This window comes from Burkholderia anthinoferrum, assembly GCF_002925705.1.
Lineage (GTDB): Bacteria > Pseudomonadota > Gammaproteobacteria > Burkholderiales > Burkholderiaceae > Burkholderia > Burkholderia semiarida.
Genome location: NZ_LFZP01000085.1, coordinates 1 through 1107 on the forward strand (window position 1 = coordinate 1; position 1107 = coordinate 1107).

Genomic DNA, 1107 nt, shown 5'->3' on the forward strand with positions numbered 1-1107 from the left:
GATTGGTCGTTGGCACCGGGATGCTTACCGCTGCAAGCGGGCAGGTAGATGCAATTTTCGTCCGGCCGTCTCACATGGGGCGTGGTATCGGACGCCAGATGCTGCAGTTGCTCGAAGCGTTGGCTCGCGATCAGGGACTTGCCTTGATGCGGCTCGATGCCACGCTGAACGCGGCACCTTTTTATCGTTATTGTGGTTGGGCGGGGGATTCCATTTCGACGTATCGAACATCCCGCGGGCTGGAATTGGCTTGCGTGCCGATGACTAAGCGTGTCGCCCCGCCTTAGCATGATTCCCACACCGACTGCTGCCGCTCGCAGTCGGAAAAACATGAGGCTGAATGGCCGCAATCGGGAACGCTGTCAGACCGTTGCCGAAGTTTACCAGTGGCTCCAATGTGAGAGAGCGAAGTTCGCCTTTCGGTCAATTTCCGATGATCAAGACAGGTGATTGTCGGCCAGCAGAGGTCGATCGACTTCTGGCGTAGGATTGTCATTGATCGCGTTGCGCTATTCGCGAGCTGCGGGGGAGCCACCTTGATCGAATTGCTTGAGCCCTTTTCTCGCCAAATGGCGGGAGACCTTCTCTCAGCCTTCCCGAGCTGGAGGAGCCATTTCTCTATTGTTGCCCGCGCTGGCGAGAATTATTTCAATGTTCGGGTGCCGTCGCTCGCAGGATCGAAAGGTGGCCCCTTAGAGGTTTGTTCCTTGTACAACGACGAGGTGACGGTTTTTTACGCAGCAACCCATCGGCATTTCTTCTCCGTTCTGGGCAATGCCGAAGAGGCCGGTGGTGCAGTCGAGTTCATCCGGAAGATACTGGACGAACACCTTGCCGTGGTCTCATACATTTGCACGGGCGATGCAACTATACGAGACGGGGTTTTTGCAAGCGTCGCAGTCCGGGTGGACCAGATTCCGCGCACAAACTATGAGTATTACTACTCTACTTCGATGCGCGTGCGCTCATGGAAGGGCACTTTCGACGCCGACTTCGCTGCCCCGTACGTCAGAGACAGGCCGATGGGTAGTGATGGGCGAGCGTAGGACTTGGCGTAGGTTTGCGCATCGGGCCCCGTCAAATAAGGCGCAGGTACCGCTGCATCAT

2 protein-coding genes are annotated in these 1107 nt (G+C 56.7%); both read left to right on the forward strand.

Annotation, left to right across the window (positions count from 1 at the left end):
- Positions 1-287: GNAT family N-acetyltransferase (locus tag C5F75_RS35995; protein ID WP_146075249.1), on the forward strand; the 287-nt coding region annotated here is incomplete at its 5' end.
- A gap of 249 nt (positions 288-536) precedes the next feature.
- The gene (locus C5F75_RS36000; protein ID WP_146075250.1) at positions 537-1046 is read left to right on the forward strand and encodes a hypothetical protein; all 510 of its coding nucleotides are present in this window, start codon (positions 537-539) and stop codon (positions 1044-1046) included.
- The last annotated feature ends 61 nt before the right edge of the window (positions 1047-1107 follow it).